The 19,499-nt window shown below is 44.5% G+C and carries 18 protein-coding genes; 15 read left to right on the forward strand and 3 right to left on the reverse strand.

What is annotated here, in order from left to right; genetic code table 11:
• The first annotated feature begins 145 nt into the window (after positions 1-145).
• Together PO830_RS07340 and PO830_RS07345 are read left to right on the forward strand one after the other, a co-directional pair.
• The gene (locus PO830_RS07340; RefSeq protein WP_272852898.1) at positions 146-601 is read left to right on the forward strand and encodes a 6-pyruvoyl trahydropterin synthase family protein; all 456 of its coding nucleotides are present in this window, start codon (positions 146-148) and stop codon (positions 599-601) included.
• 17 nt (positions 602-618) lie between these two features.
• Positions 619-1,377 carry a UDP-2,3-diacylglucosamine diphosphatase gene (locus PO830_RS07345; protein WP_272852899.1) on the forward strand — a complete coding sequence of 253 codons (759 nt, stop codon included), beginning with the start codon at positions 619-621 and terminating at the stop codon, positions 1,375-1,377.
• Here PO830_RS07345 and recJ read toward each other — a convergent pair.
• Positions 1,367-3,058 carry a single-stranded-DNA-specific exonuclease RecJ gene (gene recJ / locus PO830_RS07350; protein ID WP_272852900.1) on the reverse strand — a complete coding sequence of 564 codons (1,692 nt, stop codon included), beginning with the start codon at positions 3,056-3,058 and terminating at the stop codon, positions 1,367-1,369. The genes PO830_RS07345 and recJ overlap by 11 nt on opposite strands.
• A 217-nt stretch (positions 3,059-3,275) precedes the next feature.
• Between recJ and PO830_RS07355 the strand changes: the two genes are divergently transcribed.
• From PO830_RS07355 to PO830_RS07370, 4 genes are all read left to right on the forward strand, one after another.
• Entirely contained in the window at positions 3,276-5,186 is a 1,911-nt protein-coding gene (locus tag PO830_RS07355; RefSeq protein WP_272852901.1) for a hypothetical protein, read from the forward strand.
• Between the two features lie 115 nt (positions 5,187-5,301).
• Positions 5,302-6,771, forward strand: coding sequence for a T9SS type A sorting domain-containing protein (locus PO830_RS07360; RefSeq protein WP_272852902.1), 1,470 nt, complete (start codon positions 5,302-5,304; stop codon positions 6,769-6,771).
• 43 nt (positions 6,772-6,814) lie between these two features.
• Positions 6,815-7,405, forward strand: coding sequence for a carboxymuconolactone decarboxylase family protein (locus tag PO830_RS07365; protein ID WP_272852903.1), 591 nt, complete (start codon positions 6,815-6,817; stop codon positions 7,403-7,405).
• Between the two features lie 17 nt (positions 7,406-7,422).
• The gene (locus tag PO830_RS07370; RefSeq protein ID WP_272852904.1) at positions 7,423-8,136 is read left to right on the forward strand and encodes a toxin-antitoxin system YwqK family antitoxin; all 714 of its coding nucleotides are present in this window, start codon (positions 7,423-7,425) and stop codon (positions 8,134-8,136) included.
• Positions 8,137-8,150: 14 nt separating this feature from the next.
• Here the strand turns inward: PO830_RS07370 and rsmI are convergent, their stop codons facing one another.
• Together rsmI and PO830_RS07380 are read right to left on the reverse strand one after the other, a co-directional pair.
• Positions 8,151-8,822 (reverse strand): 16S rRNA (cytidine(1402)-2'-O)-methyltransferase, encoded by a 672-nt coding sequence (rsmI, locus tag PO830_RS07375; RefSeq protein WP_272852905.1) that lies wholly within the window; start codon positions 8,820-8,822, stop codon positions 8,151-8,153.
• An 11-nt stretch (positions 8,823-8,833) separates the two neighbouring features.
• Positions 8,834-9,631, reverse strand: a complete 798-nt coding sequence (locus PO830_RS07380) for a hypothetical protein (protein WP_272852906.1) — start codon at positions 9,629-9,631, stop codon at positions 8,834-8,836.
• A 100-nt stretch (positions 9,632-9,731) separates the two neighbouring features.
• On the opposite strand from PO830_RS07380, the gene PO830_RS07385 reads away from it, so the two are divergent.
• From PO830_RS07385 to PO830_RS07425, 9 genes are all read left to right on the forward strand, one after another.
• A complete protein-coding gene (locus PO830_RS07385) occupies positions 9,732-10,370 on the forward strand; it encodes a thymidine kinase (RefSeq protein WP_272852907.1) in 639 nt (212 codons plus the stop codon).
• Position 10,371: 1 nt separating this feature from the next.
• Positions 10,372-11,478, forward strand: coding sequence for an alanine racemase (gene alr / locus PO830_RS07390; protein ID WP_272852908.1), 1,107 nt, complete (start codon positions 10,372-10,374; stop codon positions 11,476-11,478).
• Between the two features lie 81 nt (positions 11,479-11,559).
• Positions 11,560-11,970: a large conductance mechanosensitive channel protein MscL gene (gene mscL, locus PO830_RS07395; RefSeq protein WP_272852909.1), complete on the forward strand. Its 411-nt coding sequence runs from the start codon at positions 11,560-11,562 to the stop codon at positions 11,968-11,970.
• Between the two features lie 122 nt (positions 11,971-12,092).
• Complete coding sequence (locus tag PO830_RS07400; RefSeq protein ID WP_272852910.1) at positions 12,093-13,082, forward strand: aspartate-semialdehyde dehydrogenase; 990 nt, start codon at positions 12,093-12,095, stop codon at positions 13,080-13,082.
• Positions 13,083-13,143: 61 nt separating this feature from the next.
• The gene (locus PO830_RS07405) at positions 13,144-13,548 is read left to right on the forward strand and encodes a DoxX family membrane protein (RefSeq protein ID WP_272852911.1); all 405 of its coding nucleotides are present in this window, start codon (positions 13,144-13,146) and stop codon (positions 13,546-13,548) included.
• A gap of 115 nt (positions 13,549-13,663) precedes the next feature.
• Complete coding sequence (locus PO830_RS07410; RefSeq protein ID WP_272852912.1) at positions 13,664-15,082, forward strand: Ig-like domain-containing protein; 1,419 nt, start codon at positions 13,664-13,666, stop codon at positions 15,080-15,082.
• A 22-nt stretch (positions 15,083-15,104) separates the two neighbouring features.
• Positions 15,105-16,721: an FG-GAP-like repeat-containing protein gene (locus PO830_RS07415; protein WP_272852913.1), complete on the forward strand. Its 1,617-nt coding sequence runs from the start codon at positions 15,105-15,107 to the stop codon at positions 16,719-16,721.
• Positions 16,722-16,851: 130 nt separating this feature from the next.
• Positions 16,852-17,229: a DoxX family membrane protein gene (locus PO830_RS07420; protein WP_272852914.1), complete on the forward strand. Its 378-nt coding sequence runs from the start codon at positions 16,852-16,854 to the stop codon at positions 17,227-17,229.
• Positions 17,230-17,283: 54 nt separating this feature from the next.
• Complete coding sequence (locus PO830_RS07425; RefSeq protein WP_272852915.1) at positions 17,284-19,446, forward strand: prolyl oligopeptidase family serine peptidase; 2,163 nt, start codon at positions 17,284-17,286, stop codon at positions 19,444-19,446.
• Positions 19,447-19,499 lie beyond the last annotated feature (53 nt).

Below are 19,499 nucleotides of genomic sequence, written 5' to 3' on the forward strand. Positions count from 1 at the left end.
CGAAAGCATCATTGCTCAAAATTCGATACTTTTACAGAAAGAAACGCATGGAAATTATTGAGTTTATCGGCGGCCCCGGATTGTTCTTACTATTGGCCATACTCGTAATCGTAGTGGTGATTATCAGTAAAATCAGAAACCGAAAATGAGTACTATCCAAATAACCAAAATGTTTTCGTTTGAAACCGGCCATGCGCTGTATGGATATGATGGGAAATGCCGAAATGTACACGGTCATAGCTATAAATTATCGGTCACGGTTATTGGCACCCCTATTGACGACCCCAACCATGTGAAATACGGAATGGTCATCGATTTTGGAGATCTAAAGAAAATTGTGAAAGAAGAGATTGTTGATGTATTCGATCACGCCACAGTATTCAACAAGAATACGCCGCATGTGGAACTCGCGAAAGAATTGCAGCAACGCGGACACAATGTCCTCTTGGTAAACTACCAACCCACCAGCGAGATGATGGTAATTGATTTTGCGAAAAAGATAAAAGCGCGTTTGCCTGAACAAATCGCGTTACACTCTTTAAAGCTGCAAGAAACCGAATCCAGTTATGCCTCGTGGTTTGCAGCTGAAAACGATTCTTAGTGAAAGACACTTCATCAATGATACTTCCACCCGGTAAAAAAATATACTTCTCTAGCGACAACCATCTGGGAGCCCCTACTCGGGAAGCTAGTTTGCCACGAGAGAAACGCTTCGTTCAGTGGTTAGATATCGCACAAAAAGACGCCGCGGCTATTTTTTTATTAGGTGATCTGTTCGATTTTTGGTTTGAATATAAAACCGTTGTGCCCAAAGGCTTTGTACGAGTTTTAGGAAAGCTTGCTGAAATAACCGACCAAGGGATTCCCGTGTATTTTTTTGTAGGAAATCACGATCTCTGGATGCGCGACTATTTTGAAACCGAATTAAACATTCCTATCTATCGAGAACCTGAAGCGTTTACCTTCAATAACAAGAAGTTTTTGATTGGGCACGGCGACGGTAAAGGCCCCGGAGACAAGGGCTACAAGCGAATGAAAAAAGTATTTGTGCATCCGCTCTCAAAATGGTTGTATCGATGGGTACACCCCGATTGGGGCGTTCGCTTAGCGCAGCATCTTTCGGTAAAAAACAAATTGATCTCGGGTGAGGAGGATCAGCAGTTTCTAGGGGAAGAAAAAGAATGGCTCGCGCAGTATGCCAAACGAAAGCTTGAAACACAACATTATGACTATTTCGTGTTTGGACACCGGCACCTGCCGTTAGAAATTAAACTTACCGAAGGTTCCATGTACTATAATTTGGGCGATTGGATCACCCATTTTACCTATGGCGTTTTTGACGGCACTAATTTTCAGCTTAAAACCTTCACGCTTTAATATCTTTTAATCGCAACTGAAGCTGTGTAGTGCCTTGCCAATGGTTCTCATCGATCACATAAGCAGCCTGAAACAGAGTCCCGGCACAGGCGATCGGTTCCTTTTCGGCCATACCAAAGCCTATTCCCACAAATGTTGGGCTCCCGTCTTGCTGCAGTACTAATCGCAAATGACTTTTATCTTCTCCTACACAACGACCCGAGCCCGTATCACGGACCTCAGAACTCATAAAAACTGGAGTCCGATTTCCTGGGCCAAAGGGTGCAAACTGTTTCAAGATCCGGTAAAATTTAGGGGTAATCTCTGAAAGCGCTATCTCGGCATCGATTGACAATTCTGGAGTGCGATATTTAGGATCCATTGTGTCTGCCACAACGGCTTCAAAGGCGTTTTTGAACTCCTCATAATTGGCCGGATCTAGGGTTAATCCGGCGGCATAGGTATGGCCCCCAAACTGTTCGATATGCGCTTCGCATTGGGTTAAGGCTTCATACACGTCGAAGCCTCGTACAGAGCGTGCCGAAGCCGCGAGCTTGTCGCCACTTTGGGTAAATACCAAAGTAGGGCGATAGTAGGTTTCTATGAGTCGAGAGGCCACAATCCCAATGACGCCCTTATGCCAGGACGGATCGAATACCACGGTGGCATGCTTGTCGGATTCTTGATTCTGAAGGATTTGCTCGAGGGCTTCTTCCGTCATAGTTCGATCGGTATCTTTTCTGCTGGCATTGTAGGCTTCCACTTCCGAAGCAATTATTTCCGCTTGCTCAGCATCTTCTTCCGTCAACAAGGCTACGGCTCGATTTCCATGCTCCATACGTCCGGCCGCATTAATCCGGGGGGCGATAATAAAGACAACATCGCTTATGGTAAGTGTCGTTTTTTTTACTTGTTGCAGTAGCGCCTTGATTCCGGTACGTGGTTGGGTGTTCATTACTTGAAGTCCGTGATACGCCAGCACTCGATTCTCACCGGTGATGGGCACAATATCTGCCGCGATCGCTGTGGCTACCAAATCTAAATACGGAATCAACGCTTCCATAGGTTGATCACGCCGACGCCCCAACGCCTGGATCAATTTAAACCCAACGCCGCAACCGCAAAGCTCTTTATAGGGGTAGTCACAGTCTTCTCGCTTGGGATCTAAGACTGCGACCGCCCTGGGAAGCTGGTCGCCTGGTCGGTGATGATCACAAATAATAAAATCGATGCCTTTCTCCGCCGCATAAGCTACTTTATCGATCGCTTTCACGCCACAATCTAGGGCAATAATGAGGGAAATGTCATTATCATCCGCATAATCAATGCCCTGGAACGATACTCCATATCCCTCTGCATAGCGATCTGGAATATAATTGCTCACTTTCGGATAAAGACTCCGCAAGTACGATGTTACTAAGGCTACGCTAGTGGTTCCGTCAACATCATAGTCGCCATAGATTAGGATGTGCTCTTCCTTTTCAATAGCCTTTTCGACGCGTTGTACGGCAGCCATCATATCCTTCATAAGGAAAGGATCGTGAAGGTCTTCTAGGGAAGGTCTGAAAAATTTCTTGGCATCTTCAAAAGTTTCAATTCCTCTATGGACTAACAATGAGGCAATCGTAGTATTTACTCCTAAGGCCTCAGCAAGGTGCTGCACCACCTCAGGATTAGGTTTCGGTTTTAGGGTCCAGCGCATAGAAAATGGATTGATTGGGGAGCAGACCTTAAAATTACAAAAATGTATGTCAATTTCTGAAAAAGGGTTTTTCCTATGATACATAGTATTTTCACCGTACAAGTATCATGTATTTAACGTGTTGATTATCAGTTGTTATCCTTTCCGAAGCTTCCTTTCATAAAATACCTTTACCCTCTCGAAATTCAAGAAATGCATAACCTAAAACTCAATTATTATGAACTACGTATTTAACGGAAGGCTTTTTGCCTCCATTTGTGACGGTCAGCGTGACTCGGTACCAAACACCGTGGTGCGGCTCTATCGTTTAGAAGATACTACGAACGCCGCTACGGCCTATACCGCCGCGCAGAGCAAAGAAGTATCACAGGTTTTTGATGAAAAACAAGTAAAAAGCAGAAAGAAGCTACTGTTAGCGGAAACGACCACCGACCGAAAAGGGAACTTTTCCTTTGAGATTGACGGCGAAAAGAACGACTACCAGGGAGGCGCCGTAGCCGTAGTATTGTATTATAATGAAATGCCCGACTACGGCCAGCATGGAGATGCGCTCCCTAAAAACTTCACCATGTTTGAAGTGTTGCTGGATGTCGTGCAACCCAAGTGGCGAGAAACCAACAACGGATTAGCAGCCAGTTGGAACCACACCATTCTACAACGTATCTGGTGTTATATCCTGAAGCGATTAGACCTTTGGGTCATCTGCGGAACGGTGCTTAATTGTAAGTCGGAAGAACCCATTCAAGGCATTGAAGTGACGGCCATGGATGATGATATCATCACAGACGATACCCTGGGAACCGCGATCACCAATAGCGAAGGTCGTTTTTGCATTGTATATCGCTCTATCGACTTCAAAAAGACCTTCCTCTCGCCTTTTATCAATTTAGAAACTACGCCGCCATTTAGTTTTGACAGTGGTCCCGATGTATATTTCAAATATTCTGTAGGAGGACAAGAATTCTATGCCGAGAGTCCTTCCGAAGCGCAAAAGACCGGAAGAAAAAACGTAGGGAATTGTTTGTGTGTGCGGCTTTGTCTAGACGACACTCCCTCTATTCCGGGCGGAACAGACGACCCAATCGCAGGGTTCTACCAAATAGGGAATGCACGTAAATACCATCCTGTCTTAAACATTGACCCTTCTACCGGAAGAACGACTGGGAAAGTAGAGGCCAACTTTAACGAACAAGCATTTTACAGCACTTTAGATCTTCGGGGTGCCCTCACTAAAAAGCTAAACGGGCAGCCTATGGAGTATAAATTCGAATATGTAAAAGTAGCAAGCCCGTCTGTAGACCTCAGTACCATTCCTGAGGCCGCATGGAAACCCATAACAGAAGATGAAATGGCAGAAAATGAAATCGGTACTAAGGTCACTCAAATATTTCCGGTATGGAAATACACCTCATATCGAATCAAAAGAAATGACAGCGTAACTTCGTTTGGAACTATTAAAAAAGTAACAATGACCGCAGACCATTGGATTCAGGTGCCTCAGGATGCACAACTTCACTTGAATGGTTCGCTAATCAAATTAGTGACTAGCAAACTATCTGGTGGCACTGTAGATATGAACTGGCTAACGCCAGGGCAAAGCGCTGTACAGCCCGGACAGTCGCCCCCTGACTCTTTACAAGAGAATGAATATTTTGCGTTGCGCATGTGGAAACGAGAGCAAGGTAGTACTACCGAAGTTGCAGCCGGCTACTCTCGCCCGTTGGCAATGTTCAATATCACGTATCTAAATGTAAAAAAGGGAGGATCTTGGTCGCCCACGACGAATTCTTCACAACTGGGAGTTGCAACGGTAGATTTAAAAGAATTGACCGGCCCCGGAAACGGTTGTAATAAAATTTCGAACAGTCTTCATGTGAACTATACGGCGGCCAATCCAAACCTAGGGAACGTTTCAATTCACTTCAAAGGGAAGGGAGCCACTCAGAATTTTGAACCGATTAATTACGCTACTCCGGGAGCAGAAGCGTATGGCTCTTCAGGATACACAGGACCATTTGAGAAGCTAGAGCCCTGTGCTTATGAAGTTAGGTTGAGTGTGGAACTAAAACTCACCAATGGCGAGCATCAGCACGATAACATTGAAGATCGTGTGCTGTTCTGCAGATAATCTAATCTCTAACTAACCAATTAAACCGCGATACATCCCTTTATGTGTCGCGGTTTTTTAGTTATTTGTGAATTCCCTACATTTAGAGAATACTTCCCTTATCTTAATCTGTGTTATGAAAAAGCTGCTTATTCTTTATTCACTGTTCTGCGTATATTCGATGTTCTCGCAAGACGGAATCCTTGACACTTCCTTCGGAATAGAAGGGTACATTCAAACCGATATTACGGGAGACCACGATATGATTAGTAGCGCAATTGTACAAGATGACGGAAAAATATTGATTGGCGGAAATTCAGGGTTAAGTTCTGGAAACTTCTATACCCTAGCACGCTATTTGCCAAATGGAGCGCTTGACAGTTCTTTTGGATCAGACGGTATATTCTTAGGAGACGGGATAATTGACTACGAGCGCTTTTTTGATTTTGAATTTATTGATAACAATGATTTTTTGGTGCTAGGGCCTACGTCAACATACACTACTTTTAGCCTTACCAAATTTTTTGAGGATGGAACTGTAGACCTGTCATTTGGAACAGGTGGATCCACCTATATCGAAGTTCCTGAAGGAACGATAAAAAAAATGATGGTCGTAGAAAATGGAAAAATTCTATTGGTGGGTACGAGCTATATAAACGATGCTTTATACATTGAAATGAGGCGATTTCTGGAAGATGGCGCAGTTGATGTGACGTATGGAGATAACGGGTATAAAAGAACGTTAGTGGCAGCCAATGAAGATGAATTGGTTAATATTGAATTTTTTGAGGGTCATTTCTACCTGTTTATGAAAATGGCGAGCCCAACAAATAGTTTTGCCAGGATTGCTAAAGTGGATTTGGAAGGAAATTTAGATATGTCCTTCGGAGTTTCAGGAGCCATTGTTCAGTATTTTGTGCCTGGGCCTTTGCGAATATTAGGACACGTTACTGAAGATGGTATTCTTTTAGCTAGAACCTCCAACCTCTGCCTTTCTGGTCAACAACGCACCCTGCACAGGTTTTTATTTGATGGAACTGTAGATCAAGGTTTTGGGAATAAGGGAAGTATCCCGATAGAAGGCGTTCACTTTTTTCCAAATAAAATTATGGTGCAGCCTAATGGTCGGTATTTACTGTCAGGAAATACCTCAGAATGTTTTGAAACTCACTTTTATACGGTAAAAAGATATTTTTCCAATGGTGCGATTGATACATCTTTTGCAAATGATGGAACGTATTATACGGACGTTTTTGATGGAAAGGATACTGTATTGCTGAATGATGGCTCACTTTTAGGTGTTGGGTGGTCTCATTGGTTTAATAATGATATCGATTTTGTATTAACCAAGTTGCTGAATAATCCTTTAGGGGTTGCAGACCAAGAAAAAGGTGCTATTTCTGTATATCCAAATCCTGCTACAGGAATATTTACAGTGTCATCTCAGACCAACCATTTTGAATACGCTGTTTTCGACAGTAGTGGCAGGTTGATTTCTGAAGGAAACCTGTCTGAAAAATCTTCAAAAATTGATTTGACATCTGTTCAAAACGGCATCTACTTTTTGAAAATCGAAAACCGTGTAATAAAGCTGGTTAAACAGTGAGCTATTTGAAATATTTCAGTAGTTTCGGATAAACTTTTGAAAAATGCCACTCGTAACTCCTTTGCCTCCTGATCACGATCAAGAAACTCAAGAACTTGCCGAATTTTTCAATGAAACGCTAGGGTTTTGTCCGAATAGCGTGCTTACTATGCAACGTAGGCCTGCCATCAGCAAGGCATTCATCAACCTCAACAAAGCCGTCATGGCCAATGAAGGGCGTGTCACCTCCGCCTTAAAACGAATGATCGCCTGGGTAAGTAGCAACGCCACCGGTTGTCGTTATTGTCAGGCACACGCCATTCGGGCTGCCGAACGCTACGGAGCCGAGCAAGAGCAGCTGGAAAATATTTGGGAATATCGAACTCATCCGGCATTTTCAGAAGCGGAACGAGCTGCGCTCGATTTTTCCCTGGCCGCATCTCAAGTACCAAACGCCGTTGACGAATCTATTCAAAAGCGCTTGCACCAGTATTGGGATGAGGGTGAGATTGTTGAAATGCTGGGTGTCATTTCGTTGTTCGGTTATTTAAACCGTTGGAATGACTCTATGGGAACAACTATAGAAGAGGGAGCCGTGGAAAGTGGCGAACACTATTTAGGAAAACACGGTTGGGAGCGCGGGAAACACCAATAAAATGATATCTTGCCGGCATGAAGTATTTTTTAGGTTTCCTTTTTCTTAGTAGTTTAATTTCCTGCAACCACCTTCCTGAAGCGCTACTCGCTTCACAGGTTGACGTTATAGATACCCTGGATGTCACCGAATACCGCTACGTAGTTGACAAGAAAAATCGTCGGGGCTATGTGACCAAAGACAACGAAATAATGGATGGTCATTACGTGATTACGCGAAACGGAAAGATGATTGAAGAGTTCGATGTGTCAAAAGGGTTTTTACAAGGACAACTCATTCGGTTTGATGAAAACGAACAACCCGAAGCGTTAGAAACCTATAAAACGAGTGTGCAGCACGGTCCGGTACTAACCTATCACAAAAATGGCATTTTGCGTTCCGAAGGATCCTTTACCAACGGCGAAGAGGATACAGAAAAAATATTTTATGATTCTGAAGGAACGGTCGAACAGGAAATCGTCGTAAAAGAAGGAATCGTATACACCCATCAATATTATTTAGGAAATCGGATGCTTTCAGATTTTGAAAAGACGATTGACGGCAAACGATATCGAATGGTTAGAAAGTATGATGCATTTGGAACGACACAACTCATAATGGGAAAAGAGATTGATGTGGAAACACCCGTCTTTTACATTTTTGATACCGACTTTAAGGAAATAGACCGCTTCAACAGTGCGGAAGAAATTACAAAAAGTCGTGAGTATTTCTCACTTTTACAGGCAATGTAAGAATTCTCAAGTGCTCACTTCTTTCCTCCCACTACCACTACCAGTTCTCCCTTGGGCGGGTGTTGCTCGAAATGCTGAAGCACATCTGAAAGTGTTCCCCGAATCGTTTCTTCATGAAGCTTCGAAACCTCTCTAGAAACCGAGGCCGGTCGCTCGCCACCGAAGTATTCCACAAACTGTCCCAGAGTTTTCACCAATTTATGTGGAGACTCGTAAAAAACCATCGTTCTTGTTTCTTCCGTCAAGGTGAGCAATCGTGTTTGGCGTCCTTTCTTTACGGGTAAGAAGCCTTCAAAAACAAAGCGGTCGTTCGGAAGACCACTATTTACCAAGGCCGGAACGAAGGCGGTCGCCCCTGGTAGACAATCTACCGTAACTCCTTCCTGCACACAGGCCCGTACTAAAAGAAATCCTGGGTCGCTAATAGCAGGAGTCCCGGCATCGCTTATGAGCGCCACGGTTTCTCCACCTTGAATGCGAGCAACGATTGCGGGAACCGTTTTATGCTCATTATGCATATGATGCGATTGCATAGGGGTCGAAATCTCAAAGTGTTTCAAGAGTTTGCCACTGGTGCGCGTGTCTTCTGCCAGAATAAGATCTGCTTGCTGCAGCACCGTAATGGCACGCAGTGTCATATCTTCCAGATTTCCGATGGGGGTGGGAACCAGATAGAGTTTTCCCATTTATGAAAAGATTATTGAAATCGTTTTTCCACGGCGGTCATGAACCGATCGGCATATTCCTCTTTTTGAAGCCAGTAATTATACGCTGGCTTTACCTTACCTTTTAAAAAGGTTTCGGCCTCCTCATAGGAGGAAAAAGCGCTCAATTGCGACAGCACCCGATTGTAATCTTCGGCACTGCCATCAAAAAGATGCTTGATGTACGCAAGGCGATCATTGAGTCCGATTTGCACTCCGTTAGATACCGAGTCATTGATGGACCTTGGTTTTTCGCTCATCCCAAGATCGTTGATGAGCTTCTTTTTTTCAGAGCTTGGTGACACCCCTTTGCTAGGCTCCTTTTCCTGTAACCGATTGGAGGCACTGTCTTGCTGTTTTCGTTCGAACACGGGCATTTCTTGAAAATTGGAAGCAAACTCTTCCAGATCGTTCTTCTGATAGTGTTTCTTCGGAAGAATCTCTTCCAGTAATTGATCTACCTTTTGGGATTGTTCGGGCATTTGTGCCACCAAATCCTTAATTTTTTCAATGACCGGCTCCACTAGATCTTCCTTGTGCTCGGGTTGTGGCACCGGTTGTGGATCTGCAAACCACTGCTGCTCCCGAAACGACTTCGAGTCGAACGATTCCGCGCCTTTGGAGCTCGCGTTATCATCATCCTTCAACTGGTGTTCGAGGTATTCCAACACCGCCAATTTTTCATATAAGACCCCCACAGCGATCTTCAGTTGTGCCGTGTTGACCTCCTCTGAGGCACCGGCAAGATGCTGTGCGAGTTGTTGTATTTCACTGAGAAGTTGCTTCTTCATAATTTTTTATCGTTATCGCTTTCCGCTCCCTATTGTTTTGTTAAATTTACGCATCCTATAGGTAAACGTCAAGGATTTCCTTTTTATTCTGAAAGAACTTATGTTTCTAGAAAACACCGTCAATCAAAAAGAGCAATTTGGCTGGATCGAAGTGATCTGCGGCTCTATGTTTTCTGGAAAGACCGAAGAATTGATTCGCCGTTTGAAACGCGCTCAATTTGCGCGTCAAAAAGTCGAAATTTTCAAGCCTACGGTCGATGTACGCTATGACGAAGAAAAAGTGATCTCGCACGACAGTAATGAGATTCGTTCGACGCCGGTACCCGCTGCTGCCAACATTCCTATTCTGGCTGATAATTGCGATGTAATTGGTATCGATGAAGCACAGTTTTTTGATGATGAGATCGTCAAAGTGTGTAACGATCTGGCCAATCGGGGTGTTCGCGTGATTGTGGCAGGGTTGGACATGGATTTCAAAGGAAATCCATTTGGTCCGATGCCCGCATTAATGGCCACAGCCGAATATGTCACAAAAGTCCATGCCGTGTGCACCCGAACAGGAAATCTTGCGAATTACAGCTATCGTAAGGCACAGAGCGACGATCTGGTGCTGCTGGGAGAAACCGACGAATACGAACCGCTCAGCAGAGCTGCCTATTTTAAGGCGGTGCTTCGAGAGAAGGTGCGAAAGATGGACGTTAAAGATGCCGAAGAGCTTCCGTCAAAAAAACAGGCCTAACATGCAGACGCAACAATCGGTTTTGGAGATTGATCTTCAGGCCCTAACCCATAATTACAAATTCATTACCGCGACACTTTCCGAAGAGACCAAGGTGATGGCGGTCGTCAAGGCATTTGGGTATGGTAGCGATGCTATTGCCGTGGCTAGGAAACTAATCGACTTAGGGGTTTCTTATGTTGCTGTTGCCTATGCCGATGAGGGAATCGCCTTGCGGAAGGCGGGAATTACCCTGCCCATCCTGGTGCTACACACATTGCCCATTCACTGCGAGCGTATCATTGATGCCTGTCTGGAACCCGCAATTTACAGTTCCGATATTTTAGCGCATTTTCATACGGTCGCCCAGAAAAAAAAGCAAACAGATTATCCCGTTCATATTAAGTTTAATACTGGCTTGAATCGATTGGGCTTCGGAAAAGAAGAGCTTCCCTATCTGCAAGAGAAGCTACCAAGAATGAACGCCCTAAAAGTAGCCTCGTTATTTTCACACTTGGTGGCTAGTGAAGACCCTTCCGAAGCAGCCTTTACCCAACACCAAATAAAACAATTTAAAGAACTTGCTGATGGTGTTGAAAAGATCCTGCCCCATCGTCCGTGGCGACACCAAAGCAACACTTCGGCCATTTTTAATTATCCGGAAGCGCATTTTGATATGGTCCGCACGGGAATCGGACTGTATGGGTATGGGAACTCTGATGCCCTGAACCAAAAACTTCGTCCGGTGGCTACCCTTAAAACGGTCATCACACAAATCCACGAGGTCGCAGCGGGAGAAACGGTTGGTTATAACCGAGCGTACACAGCAGCTGGACCCGAACGCATTGCCACACTGGCACTGGGGCATGCCGATGGCATCTCGAGAGCGTACGGCAATGGCGTGGGACAATTTTTGATTCAGGGGACACCGGCTCCAATTGTAGGAAACGTCTGTATGGACATGTTGATGGTGAATGTCACAAATATCGATTGTAAGGCAGGCGATGAGGCCATATTCTTCGGAAGCGAGCAACCAGCGGCGACACTCTCAAAACGCGCGCATACCATTCCGTACGAATTGTTAACCGCTATTTCGCAACGTGTTACGCGCGTTATCGTCAATGCATAAAATGGCCGCAGGAGTAAAAGTTTCCTTCCCAAATTAAACTTATTTCGTACCTTCACCCCACTAACCTTAAAACCTCGTAACATGTTAAAAGAATTTAGAGATTTTATCATGACTGGTAACGTCGTTGACTTGGCGGTAGCAGTAATCTTAGCAGGCGCAGTCGGAATGGTGGTCACTGGTTTTACTAATGACATCATGATGCCTATTGTTGGTCATTTTGCCGGCGGTTTGGATTTCGCCGACATGAAATACGTGCTTGACGAAGCGGTAGTTGGCGCTGACGGTGAAGTAATTGAGCCCGAAAACGCAGTGATGTACGGAAAATGGGTGAATGCGCTTATCAATCTTGTGATTGTAGGATTTGTTCTCTTCTTAATTGTCAAGTCGTATGCGAAAGTGCGTAAAAAGAAAGAAGAAGCACCGGCGCCAGACCCAGGACCTTCTGAAAAGGATATTTTGATCGAGATTCGAGACGAATTGAAGAAGAAATAACCGTAGCGACCGCTACACTACATACATAACCCTAAACCCTCCCAACATCGGGAGGGTCTTTTTTTGTGCCTTCATGGGCACTATTTTCGATCATTGCCGTATTTTTGAACCAAAAGGAACATATGAAACTCGCTGTTGTTGGAGCCACTGGTATGGTAGGTGCTGTGATGCTTAAAGTTCTGGCAGAACGCAACTTTCCGTTCTCAGAATTGCTGTTGGTCGCTTCGGAACGTTCCGTAGGAACAACACTCTCATTCCAAGGAACCGAATACCCAGTAATTTCTATTCAGGCAGCGTTGGAAGCCTGTCCGGACATCGCTATTTTTTCAGCAGGTGGCAGTACCTCATTAGAATTTGCGCCCCAATTTGCAGCAGTGGGCACCACAGTGATTGATAATTCTTCGGCCTGGCGCATGGATCCCGACAAAAAACTGATTGTGCCAGAAATAAATGCTTCCGCATTGACTGCGTCAGATAAAATCATTGCAAACCCCAATTGCTCAACGATTCAGTTGGTAATGGCGTTAGCACCACTGCATCGTAAATATCAAGCGAAGCGCGTCGTGGTTTCTACCTATCAATCGGTTTCAGGAACCGGAGTCAAAGCCGTGCAGCAAATGGAAAATGAAATGGCCGGGGTCTCGGGACCCATGGCGTATCCTTATCCCATCCACAGAAACGCACTCCCCCACTGCGATGTGTTTGAAGAGAACGGTTTCACAAAGGAAGAAATGAAACTTGCCAGAGAGCCACAGAAAATTTTAGAGGACCGATCCTTTTCAGTAACCGCGACTGCGGTGCGCATACCAACTTCCGGCGGACATAGTGAATCGGTTAACGTTGAGTTTCAAAAAGATTTTGATCTTTCCGAAGTACGAAAACTACTACATAACACTCCGGGGATCGTAGTTCAGGATAATCCACACACCAACACCTACCCCATGCCTATGTATGCGCATGATAAAGATGAGGTGTTTGTGGGACGCATTCGCCGGGATGAAACGCAGCCCAACACACTTCATCTTTGGATTGTAAGTGATAATCTTCGAAAAGGAGCCGCCACTAACGCTGTTCAAATTGCCGAGTATCTGGTCTCCCAACAGTGGGTGTAAGGGCTTTTTGTAAGTGTAGAGGATAGGACCCGTCTAAGCAGGCCTAAAACAATACCTTACCATGAAAATTCTTCATCTTATCTTGCGTCTGGGTCTCGGACTATTATTACTCACTTTTGGCTTCAACAAGTTTTTTTGGTTTTTAGCAGATTTTGACTTTACCGGCTTTCCAGAAGCCGAACACCTCTTTAAGGCCCTTCGCTATTCAGGACAGTCGCCAACAGGAAAAGGCTATCTTATGGATGCCGTAGGAATTACTGAAATTGTGGTTGGAGTTCTTTTGATCTTAAAGAAATGGGTGCCTTTCGCTTTGGTGATGCTCGTTCCTATTTCGATCAACTTAGTGCTTTTCCACCTCTTTGTGAACCTACCCAATATGGCTCCAGCCGCTTTGGTGCTTTTGGTAAACGGCTATTTAATGTATGTTCACCGGGGAGCCTATCGGCCGTTATTTTCTTCCGAATAAGTCGAGAAGGTATGGGTAAGGACCATTATTATTTCAGCCCTTCGGAATAAAATCTTTTTAGTACATTTAGGGGCTTTCAATAACTGATTGTAAAGTCTTTACTAATCATGATGCTATGGTGATGAAAAATACGGTTCAGAAACTTTTATTTATTGCAACAATACTTCTGCTGTTTCAAGCGTGTAAGTCGGATGACAACGGATATTCCGACGTTAATGATGATAGCGATGATGGCGGAGGAATCAGCCTGCCTATTAGCGCGCAACCGGACTCAGGAGAAACATTTCAGAATGCTACCTTAGAACTTGCCATATTAAGCAATGACGAGAATGTTCCCGAAGATGCACGAATAACCTTCAGCGAACCCGGTTCTGGAATGGTTTCGCTCTTGGACCCCAATAACACCCCCACCAATGTGTTGGACGATATCGCATCGTATCAACCGGACGGGAGCTATGTGGGAGAAACCACTTTTACCTATACCGTATGTGATGCTGAAGGGGGAAATTGCGATACCGGAACGGTTACGATAAATGTTTTGCCGTTTTCTCCAGTGAACTTCGACATCAATGAAGTGCCATACGATACCCTATCGGAATACAACTTTTTTGAAGGTACTATGGCCGACCAAAATCCGGTCTACGGTGTCGTACCGTATGAGCCCATAAGTGCTCTATTTACCGACTACGCGCATAAAAACCGATACCTTTGGATGCCCAACGGCGTGAGGGCCTCCTACGTTTCCGATGCTGATGTGTTAGATTTTCCTGTAGGAACCGTTCTTATTAAATCATTTTTCTACGATAATGTGCAGCCAGCCAATGAAACCCAAATTCTCGAAACCCGTTTGATGATCCGAAAGGAAGAAGGGTGGATTTTTGCTGACTATATTTGGAATGAAGATCAAAGCGAGGCGTTCTTCAATTTGGATGGCGCCAATGTTCCTATTTCTTGGATTGATGATGACGGAATGAGTCGAAGTACCACATACAGAATTCCTTCGGAAAGTGAATGCTTTACCTGTCATAAGTCGTTTGACAGTAACACACCCATCGGAATGAAACCGCAAAACCTCGATAAGGAGTATCCCTATGCAGATGGATTGACCAATCAATTGCAAAAGTTTATAACCTTAGGATACCTAGAAAATGACCTTCCTACTACCATCAATACGGTTGTAGATTATACAGATACCTCCCAATCACTCGATTTAAGAATGCGATCGTATGTGGATATCAACTGCGCCAGTTGTCATTCGGATGGGGGACATTGTGACTATCGTCCTTTGCGTTTTGCGTTCAGTGAAAATGACGACCCCGCAAATATGGGAATCTGTGTGACTCCTGACACCCCTATTCCAGGACAAACCAACATTGTTGTGCCCGGAAATATCAATGAATCTGTTTTATACTTCCGAATTGATACGGAAGCCGAAGAATATAGAATGCCCTTGCTTGGGCGCACCTTGATACACGATGACGCCGTTGCCTTAGTGGCCGACTGGATCAACTCATTATCAGGAACTTGTGATTAATAATCTAGCTTAAAATTTCATTATGAAAAAATCAATACTCCTTTTGTGTGTCTTTTTGACAACCTATTCCTTTGGACAACAGCGCGCTGGCGGTGATTTGTCTTTTACCATTTCTTCCATTGGTACCTCAGGAACCGATCGTGCAGTTGTGGATATGAATGGCGACTATTTAGACGATGTGGTTTCCGTAACTAGCACGAACGTGCAAATCTTTTACCAACAAGAAGATGGTTCGTTTGTGGAAACAAATATTACCACCACTCCCGCAGATTACAACCCTTCTTGGTCTTTAGCGGCTGCAGATTACGATCGTAACGGATATACGGACCTTCTGTATGGAGGAGGAAGCGGCGTTACGTTTATGCGCGCCAACAATGACGGTACCGGCTTTACGGAAGTTTCGGGGCCTGAATTTGTGTTTTCGCAGCGCTCTAATTTTGTAGACATCAATAATGACGGACACCTGGACGCTTTTGTATGTCACGATGTAGAACCAAACGTGTATTATCTCAATGATGGTGATGGCAATTTAACCCACTTCCAGGGAGGGTTAGGCGACTTTCCTTCCGGCGGAAATTACGGGTCTGTTTGGATTGATTATGACAACGATCGTGATATGGACCTGTTTATCGCTAAGTGTGGTGGTGGCCCAGACCGACGCGATAATGAACTTCACAACAATAATGGGGACGGAACCTTTTCAGAAATTGGCGCAGCAACCAATCTCGAAGACTCTATGCAAACCTGGTCTTCGGCTTGGGGAGATTATGACAACGATGGAGACATGGATATTTGGATTGGTGCCAGTACTACCACGGATGGGTTTCACCGCTTGATGCAAAATAATGGCGACGGAACGTTTACCGATGTGATCGAAAGCTCTGGTTTGATGGGCTTTAGCGCTACCGGAATTGAAAATTGCCCCGGGGACTTTAATAATGATGGAAACTTGGACGTACTTTCCAACGGAAATATTCTTCTTGGAAATGGCGATATGACCTTTACCGTGGAAAGCAATGTGTTATCTTCCAGTAATGGTGCCGTTGGTGATCTTAACAATGACGGTTTTTTAGATGCCTTTATTGGAGGAAGTATTTACTACAACGTGGGCAATAGCAATAATTGGATTGCGATCAACACTGTAGGCGTGGAAAGTAATATTCACGGGATCGGCGCGCGTGTGGAAATTGAAACCGACTCGGGTGTTCAAATTCGTGATGTACGCAGTGGAGAAGGATTCCGTTTTATGAGCACCATGCGTACTCACTTTGGCATTGGAGCAGATACTAGCATCGACCGACTTACCATCTATTGGCCATCAGGTGCTGTAGATGAAGTAAGTAACCCGAACATCAATGAAGTAATCACGGTGGAAGAAGGCAGTACCTTTGGCCTCGAAGATTTCTTGACGGAAACGCTTATCCTGTACCCAAATCCAACACAGGATCTTTTGAATTTAGACATGCCTAATGGGCTCGACAACGCTATTTATTCGGTCTTCGACATCCAGGGACGTCGTGTGATGAATGGATCGCTTGAAAACCAACAATTAAATGTTTCAGCACTAACCGCCGGAAATTATATCCTTCGGGTCATGCAAGATGGAAACATTCAAACGCAACGCTTCATTAAGAAGTAACAGACACTACTACATATACGAAGGCCTTTTCTTGCGAAAAGGCCTTTTTTTATACTCAAAAATGGCGCTTGACCGCTACATATCAACTTTTTACGTATCTTAATAAAACAAACCACTAACCCAACCCATTATGACTGCTTCTTATACCAAAATCCTGCGTTGGCTCCTTGGCCTGTTTCTCATTGTCTTTGGTCTCAACAAATTTATCGGCTTTCTACCCGTTCCTGAATTTCCGGAAGAGGCTGCCGACTTTATTGCCTCTCTAGATGCCACCGGATACGTTCTATACTTAATTGCCCTATTTGAACTGTTGATCGGATTGCTTTTACTGCTGAATAAATGGGTCGCTTTTGCTTTGCTGCTGCTGGTTCCCATTTCCCTTAATATTTTACTGTTCCACTTGTTTCTCGACCTTTCTGATATTTGGGGCGCCTTGGTCGTGGTGTCGTTGAACATCCTCTTAATTTATAAGTACTGGAAAGCCTATCGCCCTCTTTTTCAATATTGATGGGGTATATGATCTCGGATTTTGTACCTTTATTGCTTCTTTAAACCTTTTCCTATGAAGCAATTATTAGTGGCATCAATGGCGTCTCTCGCTATGCTGTCATGCAACACTGAACCCAAAAAAGAGACCGCCGTGCTTACCTACCCTGACACCAAGAAAGTTGATACTGTAGACACCTATTTTGGTACGGAGGTTAAAGATCCTTATCGGTGGTTAGAAGATGACCGAAGTGACGAAACAGCCGATTGGGTGCAACGACAGAACAAGGTCACTTTCGGCTACTTAGAAACCATACCGTTCCGGGATGAATTGAAGCAGCGTCTCACCAAATTGTGGAACTACGAAAAAATAAGCGCTCCGTATAAAGAAGGAGATTATACTTACTTCTACAAAAATGACGGACTCCAGAATCAGTATGTTATCTATCGCTATAAAACCGGGGAGGACCCTGATTCTGCTGAGGTTTTTTTAGACCCTAATACCTTTAAGGACGATGGAACAATTTCTCTTGGAGGGTTGAGCTTTTCCGAAAACGGAAAAGTCGCCGCCTACAGCATCTCTGAAGGCGGTAGCGATTGGCGAAAAGTGCTAGTTATGAATGCTGAAACAAAAGAAATTGTTGAAGATACCTTAGTTGATATCAAGTTTAGTAATCTGGCCTGGAAAGGCAATGAAGGCTTCTACTATTCCAGCTACGACAAGCCTGAGGGTAGTGAGCTTTCCGCCAAAACCGACCAACACAAACTGTACTATCATAAACTGGGCACCTCACAACGTGACGATCAATTGATTTTTGGTGGCACTGAAGCCGAAAAACATCGCTATGTGGGCGCCAATGTTTCCGAAGACAATCGCTGGTTGCAAATTACAGCAAGCGTATCTACCTCTGGAAATAAATTATTCCTGAAAGATCTTCAGAGTCCCAACAGCAAGCTTATAACAGTGCTCGACCACACCGATAGCGATACCTATTTGATTGATACCAAAGGAGAAACCCTCTACTTTGTCACCAATCTCAATGCTCCCAATAGAAAAATCGTCACTGCGACCATCGATCAACCAACACCACAGCATTGGACCGATTTTATTCCTGAGACCGAGCATGTCTTGAGTCCGTCTACTGGAGGAGGGTATTTCTTTACCGAATACATGGTAGATGCGGTATCTCAAGTAATGCAGTACGATTACGATGGAAATCTAGTGCGCGAGATTTCCCTACCTGGGATTGGTAGTGCCAATGGTTTCGGAAGCAAAAAAGAGGAGAAAGAACTCTATTATTCCTTTACCAATTACGTGACACCATCGAGTATTTATAAATATGATATTGAGTCGGGAACTTCAGCATTATATCGCGCGCCAGAAATTGATTTTGACCCTGCCAACTATGTAAGCGAACAAGTATTCTATACCTCGAAAGACGGTACTAAAATCCCCATGATTATTACCCATAAGAAAGGACTAGAAAAAGATGGCACAAATCCTACCATCTTATATGGCTACGGAGGTTTTAATATTAGTCTCACCCCTTCTTTCAGCATCACCAATGCCGTGTGGATGGAACAAGGCGGAATCTATGCAGTGGCCAACCTAAGAGGTGGTGGCGAGTATGGAAAAGAATGGCATAAAGCGGGTACTAAATTGAACAAACAAAATGTGTTTGACGATTTTATCGCCGCAGCCGAATATCTTATCGACGAGCAATACACATCAAGTGATTACCTCGCCATACGAGGAGGCTCTAATGGCGGACTTCTTGTTGGTGCCACTATGACGCAGCGACCTGATTTAATGAAAGTTGCGCTTCCCGCAGTAGGGGTGCTCGATATGTTACGCTACCACACGTTCACGGCAGGTGCCGGGTGGGCCTATGATTATGGTACCGCCGAAGAGAGTGAGGAAATGTTCAATTACTTGAAAGGATATTCACCAGTTCACAATGTAAAAGACGGCGTTTCCTATCCCGCAACCTTGATCACCACTGGGGATCATGATGACAGAGTGGTGCCTGCTCACAGCTTCAAATTCGCTGCTGAGCTGCAAGAAAAGCATACGGGCGCAAACCCGGTCGTTATTCGGATTGAAACCGACGCCGGACATGGAGCTGGAACGCCAGTGAGCAAAACGATTGAACAATACGCCGATATTTTCGGGTTCACACTATACAACATGGGTTATGAGGTGTTGCCCGAAAAAGTCAACGAGAACCTGAAAGAATAGGGGGTCTCAATGCACTAAAAAATGGGGGCGTGTTCTGAAGTACAGAACCGCCC

The sequence above is a fragment of the Altibacter sp. HG106 genome, assembly GCF_028561755.1.
Lineage (GTDB): Bacteria > Bacteroidota > Bacteroidia > Flavobacteriales > Flavobacteriaceae > DFVG01.